Source organism: Streptomyces sp. NPDC048106 (assembly GCF_040706415.1).
In the GTDB taxonomy this organism is placed as follows: Bacteria; Actinomycetota; Actinomycetes; order Streptomycetales; family Streptomycetaceae; genus Streptomyces.
Genome location: NZ_JBEZND010000007.1, coordinates 221,698 through 229,718, shown reverse-complemented (window position 1 = coordinate 229,718; position 8,021 = coordinate 221,698). Strand labels below are relative to the sequence as shown.

General features: G+C 72.3%; 8 protein-coding genes and 1 pseudogene. 3 read left to right on the top strand and 6 right to left on the bottom strand.

Annotation, left to right across the window (positions count from 1 at the left end):
- On the bottom strand, positions 1–459 hold a 459-nt coding region (locus AB0927_RS10030), incomplete at its 3' end, for a hypothetical protein (protein WP_366667054.1).
- Between the two features lie 270 nt (positions 460–729).
- On the opposite strand from AB0927_RS10030, the pseudogene AB0927_RS10025 reads away from it, so the two are divergent.
- Positions 730–824, top strand: a pseudogene (locus AB0927_RS10025).
- 61 nt (positions 825–885) lie between these two features.
- Here the strand turns inward: AB0927_RS10025 and AB0927_RS10020 are convergent.
- The gene (locus AB0927_RS10020; protein WP_366667053.1) at positions 886–1,236 is read right to left on the bottom strand and encodes a DUF6882 domain-containing protein; all 351 of its coding nucleotides are present in this window, start codon (positions 1,234–1,236) and stop codon (positions 886–888) included.
- Between the two features lie 40 nt (positions 1,237–1,276).
- Between AB0927_RS10020 and AB0927_RS10015 the strand changes: the two genes are divergently transcribed.
- The gene (locus AB0927_RS10015) at positions 1,277–2,314 is read left to right on the top strand and encodes a hypothetical protein (RefSeq protein ID WP_366667052.1); all 1,038 of its coding nucleotides are present in this window, start codon (positions 1,277–1,279) and stop codon (positions 2,312–2,314) included.
- A gap of 74 nt (positions 2,315–2,388) precedes the next feature.
- On the opposite strand, the gene AB0927_RS10010 is transcribed toward AB0927_RS10015, so the two are convergent.
- Positions 2,389–3,645 (bottom strand): helix-turn-helix transcriptional regulator, encoded by a 1,257-nt coding sequence (locus AB0927_RS10010; protein ID WP_366667051.1) that lies wholly within the window; start codon positions 3,643–3,645, stop codon positions 2,389–2,391.
- A gap of 229 nt (positions 3,646–3,874) precedes the next feature.
- Here AB0927_RS10010 and AB0927_RS10005 point away from each other — a divergent pair, with 229 nt between their 5' ends.
- The gene (locus tag AB0927_RS10005; RefSeq protein WP_366667050.1) at positions 3,875–4,528 is read left to right on the top strand and encodes a hypothetical protein; all 654 of its coding nucleotides are present in this window, start codon (positions 3,875–3,877) and stop codon (positions 4,526–4,528) included.
- A gap of 65 nt (positions 4,529–4,593) precedes the next feature.
- On the opposite strand, the gene AB0927_RS10000 is transcribed toward AB0927_RS10005, so the two are convergent.
- From AB0927_RS10000 to AB0927_RS09990, 3 genes are all read right to left on the bottom strand, one after another.
- Complete coding sequence (locus AB0927_RS10000; RefSeq protein ID WP_366667048.1) at positions 4,594–5,910, bottom strand: MFS transporter; 1,317 nt, start codon at positions 5,908–5,910, stop codon at positions 4,594–4,596.
- Between the two features lie 82 nt (positions 5,911–5,992).
- On the bottom strand, positions 5,993–6,802 hold the full coding sequence (locus AB0927_RS09995; protein ID WP_366667047.1) for a pyrroline-5-carboxylate reductase dimerization domain-containing protein: 810 nt from the start codon (positions 6,800–6,802) through the stop codon (positions 5,993–5,995).
- A complete protein-coding gene (locus AB0927_RS09990) occupies positions 6,799–7,959 on the bottom strand; it encodes a pyridoxal phosphate-dependent aminotransferase (RefSeq protein WP_366667045.1) in 1,161 nt (386 codons plus the stop codon). The genes AB0927_RS09995 and AB0927_RS09990 overlap by 4 nt, the downstream gene beginning before the upstream one ends.
- Between the last annotated feature and the right edge of the window lie 62 nt (positions 7,960–8,021).

The window sequence follows — 8,021 nt, the reverse complement described above, 5'->3', positions numbered from 1 at the left end:
GGTGCCCTTCTCCGGCGCGGGGCAGTGACCCGTCTTCTCGCCGATGCTGTTGATCTCCGCGTTCGACCTCGGGTCACCCGCGTAGTCGATCTGGTTCGTGCAACTCACCCCGGGCTTCTTCGAAGTGCCCGAGGGCTTGGTGCCCTTCTCCGGCGCGGGGCAGTGACCCGTCTTCTCGCCGATGCTGTTGATCTCCGCGTTCGACCTCGGGTCACCCGCGTAGTCGATCTGGTTGGTACAACTCACCCCGGGCTTCTTCGAAGTGGCCGGCGGCGTGGTGGGGGTCGAGCCCTGGGCGGCCCCGGAAGCGGACGGGACCGGCTGTGCGGTGCTCGTGGAGGCGGAGGAAGCGGCCGAGGAGGGCGCGGCGCTGTCGGAGCCGCTGCCGCTACAGGCCGTGAGCGACAGGCCGAGGGCCACACCGGCGACAGCCAGCATCGAGATCTTCCGAACGCGCATCGATTTCCCCCTGGGGACGGGTCCCGCTCCTGGTGAGCGGGCCTTGCGACTATCCAGACAGCACCTCCGTCACGCCGGTTGCGCGGCATCTGGCGCTGAGACATTCCTGTGACACGAATGGCCAATACACATATCAACTGGCCGGAACCGGCGAGGCGTAGGGACACTCGTCAGGCCCCGGTCAGCACCGCGTCGGTGCCGCGTCAGCGCCGCCTGTCACTCTCTTCCATGTGAACGGCAACGGGCACCGCCCCCCGGAGCCGCGCACATGGAGAGGTGCCCGGAGCGGCTGATCGGGGACCACTGAGCACGCCTCACGGTCGGACCCCCAGGGGTCCACGCAGGTTCGAATCCTGCCCTCTCCGCGAACGACCACTGGCGTGGGCGCCCGTCGCCGTCATTCGGCGGTGCGCGCCAAGTCGTGGATCAGGAAGTGGAGTTGTACGTGACCAGCCGGGCCTCGGCGACGAGTTCGAGGTGGTGGTCGAAGCCCGGCCACGGCAGGACGGGGTAGTCGTTCTCCTCGCCGAACCGCCGGACCCGCTCGATGTCACCCACGACCGCGCGGGGCAGGGACTCGTTCGCCCAGGACCACAGCCAGGACTGCTGGACGGTGCTGACGCTGCCGATCGTCGTGAGGCGGCCGGTGAGGAACACCCTGCCGTCGCGCGACCAGGCGATCTGCGCGTCGTCCATCGACCAGTGATACCGCACGTCGCCCGAGGGTCCGAAGCGTTCGACCATGAGGGCCTGCCGGTCGCGGGGCTGCCCGCCCACGCCGGGCGCCGTTGTCAGTGGCCCTTCCTATGCTCACGCCATGGAGATCACCAAGCGGACACTCGCGGAGGCCTGGCGGCGGAAGGCCGCCGAACACCCCCTGCTCCAGGATGTCGGGCTGCCGCCCGTGGCCCTCTCGGACGACGAACTGGACGAGTGGACCGAGCGTGCCGCGGAGGCGTCGGACGGCGGGCTGTGTCTGCTGCTGGACGCGGACGGCACGGTGCGCGGCCAACACGGCCCCTATCGGGAGGTCTTCGCCACCCGCGACCTCGAACAGGTGCTTTATCTGATCGCCGAGGCCGCGATGCGCGGGCGCGGAGACAGCCTGGAGGAGGTGGCCGAGGCGCTGGAGCGGATCGACCCGGTGTGGGGCAGACGGTTCCGCGGTGGCGGCCTGGAGGACACGGGGACGGTGGCGGCGTGCGGGCGTGACCCGCTGGAGGGGCTGGCCTGGATAGCGGAGTCCTGGCGTGAGCAGGACCCGTACACGACCCTCGCCTTCTTCCGCGCGGCGCCCGGGTCGAGTGTCGACGCCGAGCGGCTGGCCCTGCTGTACGGGGCGGACCCCGCGCAGGTCGCGGCCGGCACCCGGCTGAAGGACCTGCGGGCCGTGGACGGCGGCCGGGCCCACTGGGACCGCCAGTGGGAAAGCTGCTGTTTCGGGCAGGCCGGCGGGTGGACGTTCCTGCTGCACCACGACACGCCGCCGGGGTCCTTCGCCGACAAGGAGGCGTACGAGGCGCTCGGGATCAAGGAGAGCGTGTGGCTGACCGCCACCTCCGCGAAGGCCATCTACACCTTCGACTACATCCGGGACGGCCGCCGCGTCGACGACGGCTGGGGCGCGCTGGAGCTGATCTGGTACGAGCACGGCCGCGCTCCCTATCTGCGGGGCGGCGAGCTGGACTTCCTCAACCGGGCCGTGCGCCGCGCCGAGCTGGACCACCCCGAACTGACCAGCACGTTCGACCTGTACTTCCACGCCCTGGAGGAGTCCCTCGGCCTGCGTCTGCCGCGCCGGGACTTCGCGGAGGGGGAGGTACGGGCCGCGTACTGGGCCGGGAGACAGGGCTGACTTCGCGCTTCTCCTCCGCGCCTCTCCTCCACGTCACGGCCCCCGCGCCTCGCCTCCACGTCACGGCCCCCGCGTCACGCCCCCGCCAGCGATTCCGCGAGGGCGCGCCAGATCTCGCCCGCGAGTTCCACGTTGCCGGACTCGTGCGCTTCCTTGGCCAGGCGCTCCAGTTCGGCCACGGCGGTGGCGCGGTCGCCGTCGAGCAGGGCCATCTGGTTGCGCAGGACGGCCAGGGTGACCAGGTCCCGGTGAGCCATGCCCTCGGGACAGGGGTCCAGGAGCTCGTCGAGGGCGCGCGCGTCGGTGAGTCTGCCCTCGTGGAAGGCGAGGCGGCACTGGAGGAGCAGCAGTTCCAGGCGCTGGAGGGGGGTGCCGATCACGGCCACCGAGGCGGCGGCGTCCGCCAGGTGACGGGCCGCCTGCTCGGTGTCGCGCGGGTTCATCTGGAGGTACATGGAGGCCGCCGCCAGCCGCAGGCGCAGCCACAGCACGGGGTCCTCGTTGCTCGGCATGCCGTCCAGGGCGGCCCGGAGCCGGTCGGTGGCGGCCTGCCGGTCGCCCTGGCGCAGGGCCACCGCGGCGGCGGTCCACAGGACTTCCGTCCTCAGCCGCTTCGAGACCTGGCCGTGCGGGCCGTCCCCGGTGCTCCGGCCCAGCGACTCGGCGAGTTCGTCGGCTCTTCGTCGCGCCTCGGCCAGTTGTCCGGTCGCCGCGTCGACGGAGATGAGGGTGAGCGCCGCCTCGGCGACGTCCTGGTCGGGCAGTCGGCAGGTCAGCGACAGTGTGTGGGCGTCCTCCGCGGCGGCGCGCGCCTCGGTCAGGTCGCCGATCGCGCGCAGTCGACGGGCGAGCCGGACCCGGGACCTCACCCGGGCGTCGGGCAGGTCGATCGCGTCGCTGAGCGCGATGAGTTCCGGCAGCAGCCGCATCTCGTCGTGGTGCCGGCCCTCGGCGTGGTAGTAGTCCGCCAGCAGCCATTGCGCCTGCCAGCGCAGGGCGGCGTCGCCGTCCTCGTCCTTGCTCAGGGCTTCCTCCAGTTCCCGGGCGGTGCGCGGTGCCCCGCCCGCCGTGGCGACGGCCGCGAGGGCGCGCGCCAGGGGGCTGCCGACCGGTGGCGAGAAATCCGCGGGCGTGACGTCGAGGCGGGCGCAGAGCAGGGACAGGACGCGCTCGGTGGGCGGACGGGTGCCCGACTCCAGTCGTGACAGATAGGCGGCCGACAGCTCCGGGCCCGCCAGCTCGGCCTGTGACAGCCCGCGCGCGACGCGGAGCGCGCGGAGTCTTCGGCCGAACGCCGGTTGCCCGGTCACCTGAACACGACTGTCGGACATGAAACCAACCCCCGTACGGCCATGAAGCCTGTCAAAGCTCAAGGCAACCATCTTGCCACTTGGTTGTCTCGAAAATGATCGAACGCGCACCCAAAAACACCCGGTACCAGCTCCGTTACGGCGACCGCAGTCGTCGGGAGTCACCAAAAGGCTTCCCACCTGCGAATTCACACGACCCCTCGGCTTGGCAAGTGGTTGACAACAGTTTGCCAAGACCCTTCTACTGGGCATGACAAAGATCGAGGGGGATGCCATGCAGATGAACTACGCGGGCGCGGCGGAAGTGCGTCGGGCCATCCATGACGCGCGGCGGGAGGTCCTCCTGTCGATGCCGGCGACCTGCTCCGTCCAGGACCAGGTGGACATCACCGCCGCGCACAGCGTCAGCGGCAGCACCGGCGTCAGTGTGAAGATCTACGCTCCGACGCCCCCGTCCCACCGGGCCGATCGCCCGGAGCACGGCCTCGCGGAACTGGCCAGGGAGGGGATGCAGGTCCACACCGCGCCCGGGGAGAATCCCCGGATGGCGATCATCGACCGGTCCGTCGTCGTACTGGCCCGCAACGGCGAGGACTACAGCGACGGCGCCCTCATCGGGCGCAGACTGCCCTTCACTCCCCTGCTCGCTCGTTCCCTGACGATGCCCGTGCCGGCCGGGGAACAGGCGGAGGCCGGGCCGGCGGAGCCGGACGAACTGCCGCCCGTCTCCCGCGAGGTGCTGCGCCAACTGGCCCTGGGCACCAAGGACGAGACGGCCGCCCGCCAGATGGGCATGGCCCTGCGCTCGTACCGCAGGGTCGTGGCCCAGCTCATGGGGACGCTCGACGCGCGCAGCCGCTTCCAGGCGGGCTTCGTGGCGGCCCAGCGCGGGCTGCTCCAGTAACGGGCGGGGCGGCCGGCACCGGCCGGGCTGCCGGGCCCGCGCCCACCACCGCCGCTCCGGGACTCTCAGTCCCCGCCCCTGACCTCTCGGTTCCCCGCCTCGGCGGCCACCGTCACCTCCTCGTCCCCGGCCCGCCCGGCGGACTCGGCCCGGGCGCGCTCGGCCGCGGCCAGGGCCGCCTCCACCTTGCGGTTGGAGGTCATCGTCAGGCTGATCAGGGTGCTCGCCGCGAGGAAGACGGCCCCCGCGAGGTAGGGGGCGCGCAGGCCGCCGACCGTCGCCAGCCAGCCGCCGAGCAGCGCCCCGAGGGGAGCGGCACCCAGGCCCAGCAGCCGGCCGGCCGCGGCCACCCGGCCCATCAGCTCGTCCGGCACGATCGTCTGCCGGACCGCGCCGGACAGGACGATCGTGCCGCTCAGCGCCGCCGCCCGCAGGGCCAGCGCGATGCCGGCCAGGACCGCGCTGCTGGTCAGCCCGATGGACGTCTGGGCGACGGTGAGCAGCACCGCCGTCAGGATGAGCGCGCCGCCCGTGCCCAGCCGGTCGCTGATCCGCGCCGACAGCATGCTGCCGAGGAAACCGCCCACCGCCTCGCAGCTGAGCAGGAGGCCGTACCCGGCGGCTCCCAGGTGCAGCTTCTCCTGCGCGAACAGGACGAAGACCGAAGTGCCCGCGCTGAAGGCGAAGTTGCCGAGCGCGGGGCGCAGGGACAGACCGAGCAGCAGCGGGTTGCCCAGCAGGTATCTGCCGCCGTCCGCCGCCTCCTTGAGCAGGGGACGGCGCGCGGGACGGGGCCGGGGCGCGGTGGCCGGCAGGGTGCGGATGACGAGCGAGCTGAAGAGGAAGGACACGGCGTCCACGAGCAGCGGCACGGTCCGCCCGAGGGTGAACAGCAGCGAACCCGACGGTGGTCCGACGAAACCGTCCAGGACGTCGACCGAGCCGCGCAGCCGCGCGTTGGCCGGTTTCAGCTTGGCGGGGTCCCGGTCCAGCAGCTCCGGCAGGTACGCGGTGGAGGCCGTGTCGAAGAGGATCTGCCCGATGCCCAGCACGAAGGCGAGGGCGATGAGCAGCGGCACGCTGAGCAGGCCGGCGGCGGCGCCGGCCACCGCCGCGAGCAGCAGCAGCGCGCGGGCCGCGTCGGTCAGCCACATCGTGTCCCGCCGGTCCCACCGGTCCACCAGCGCGCCGCCCACCAGCCCGAACAGCAGCCAGGGCAGCAGGGCGGCCGCGGATATCACGGACAGGAGCAGCGGGTCACGGGTCAGGCTCGCGGCGAGCAGGGGGAGGGCGGTCAGATAGACGCCGTCGCCGAACGACGACACGGACGCGGCCGCCCAGACACGCCGAAAGGCCTTCGGCAGGGGCGGATCGTTGCTCATCTTCTCTCCAGGTCTGGGTGCGGGTCGCGCGGCGGCGCGGGACGGCGCGGGTGCGGAGCGGCCCGGGTGGTGCGGTCGCGGCTCAGGCGGTCACGAGCCGTCCGTAGGAGAGGCGGACCGCCGCGTCCACCGCCTGCCGTACGGACTCGGGCAAGGCGCCCTCGTCGAGCCGGCGCAGCGCCGCTTCGGTCATGCCTCCCGGGGAGGCTACCGAGTCGATCACGGCCGCGGGGGTCGCACCCCCGGCCAGCAGGGCGCCCGTGCCGCATACCGCTCGTGCGGCGAGCAGGTCGGCGGTCACGGCCGGTATCCCCTGGGCCCGGCCGGCCGCGGCGAGCGCCTCGGCGAAGCCGGCGACCAGCGCGGGGCCCGCCCCGGACAGCGCGCTGACCGCCTCCAGCAGGTCCTCGTCGAGCACGAGGACCTGGCCGAGCCCGTCGAACAGGCCGCGGGCGGCGGCCAGGGCGGTGCCGTCGGGGGTGTCGCCGAGCACGGTCACGCCGTTCCGCTCGGCGACCGCCACGTTGGGCACCGCGCGGACGACGGGCACGTCCGGCAGTCGCGCGGCGATGGCCTCGGTGCGCCAGGAGGCGACGAGCGAGAGCAGCAGGTGGCGCGGGGTCGTTGCGCCGGCCAACTCGGCGAGCGCGTCGGCGGTTTCGTGCGGGTGGACGGCCAGGACGACGACGGAGGCGTCCCGCACCGCCGCCGCCACGGTGCCGGCCGTCCGGATGCCGTACTCCTCGGCCAGCGCCCGGGCCCCGCGGCCGGTCCGGGACACCCCGGTCAGCCGCTGTGGGGGGTGTCCGGCGGCGATCAGTCCGCGCACCAGGGCGCGGGCCATCCGTCCGCAGCCGACGAGGGCGACGGTGCCGTCGGCGTGGGCCGTCATCGGGTCGCCGCCACGAGGTCGGCGATCGCGGTCATGCCGCGCACCAGCCGCTCGTCGCTCTCCGCGCCCACCGCCGCGCGGACGAACCGGTCGCAGGAGGCGCCGTAGCCGATGCCCGGAACCACGGCGACGCCGTGACGGGTGAGCAACTGCTCGGCGAATTCGGTGGAGTTCAGCCGTGACTCGCCCAGCGAGACGAAGAGGTAGAAGGTGGCGTCGCCGGGCAGGCACTGCACGCCGCGGTCCGCGAGCAGGCCGGCCATCCGGTTGCGTGTGGCCACGACCCGGCGGATCTGCGGGCGGGTGTGGTCGAGGATCGTCTCGAAGTGCTCGGCCAGGTAGTGGCTGAGGATGGTCGGCGCGCAGGTCACCATGTGCTGCTGGAGCTTGATCACCTGGTTCATGAAGTACCGGTCGGCGATGAGGTATCCGATGCGCCAGCCGGAGATGCCGTAGTTCTTCGACATCGAGTTGCACACGATGGTGTGGCGCTTGTCCGGGTCGTGCTCCAGGGCGGAGACGAAGACCTCGCCCTCCGGCACGAACTCGTGGTACGCCTCGTCGGACACGAGGAACAGGCCGTACTTCTCGGCCAGTTCGTGCAGCGCCGCCAGTTCGGCCGCGCCGAGCCGCCGGCCGGTGGGGTTGTGCGGGTTGTTGACGACGATGGCCCGGGTGCGGGGCGTGATGTACGGCTCCAGATCGCCGACCGACTCGTACCACGGGGTCATGACCGGCACGCCGCGGGCGAGGCGCACCTGGTCCGGGTAGCTGACCCACAGCGGCTCGGGGATGATCACCTCGTCGCCGGGTTCGAGGAGGGCGGTCAGCGCCATGAAGATGGCGGCCTTGGAGCCGGCCGTGACCATGATCTCGGTCTCGGGGTCGACGGGCGCGCCGGAGCAGGTCTCGTGGTACTTGGCCAGCTTCTGGCGGAGCAGGGGGACGCCGCGGGAGTGCGAGTAGTGGTGGATCTGCGCGCCGGACATGCCCTCGAAGGAGGGGGTGGGCAGGTCGAAGAAGGCCTCGCCGAGCGACAGCGTGACGATGTCCACGCCGGCCGCGCGCAGTTCGTAGATCCGGTTGTTCGTCCTGATCGACGAGGCCTCCGACAGGGAGTCCATAAGACTGGAGTGCCGCAGTGTCTGCACGGTCATGGTGGTGTCGTTCTCCGTTGGGTACAGGCCGGTGGCAGTCGGCGGCAGGGGCCGCAGGGGTG

Excerpts from the sequence above, each read along its gene's own strand:
- AB0927_RS09995 (WP_366667047.1), bottom strand. The coding sequence starts at position 6,802 with ATGACGGCCCACGCCGACGGCACCGTCGCCCTCGTCGGCTGCGGACGG.
- AB0927_RS10000 (WP_366667048.1), bottom strand. The coding sequence starts at position 5,910 with ATGAGCAACGATCCGCCCCTGCCGAAGGCCTTTCGGCGTGTCTGGGCG.
- AB0927_RS10005 (WP_366667050.1), top strand. The coding sequence starts at position 3,875 with ATGACAAAGATCGAGGGGGATGCCATGCAGATGAACTACGCGGGCGCG.
- AB0927_RS09990 (WP_366667045.1), bottom strand. The coding sequence starts at position 7,959 with ATGACCGTGCAGACACTGCGGCACTCCAGTCTTATGGACTCCCTGTCG.
- AB0927_RS10015 (WP_366667052.1), top strand. The coding sequence starts at position 1,277 with ATGGAGATCACCAAGCGGACACTCGCGGAGGCCTGGCGGCGGAAGGCC.
- AB0927_RS10010 (WP_366667051.1), bottom strand. The coding sequence starts at position 3,645 with ATGTCCGACAGTCGTGTTCAGGTGACCGGGCAACCGGCGTTCGGCCGA.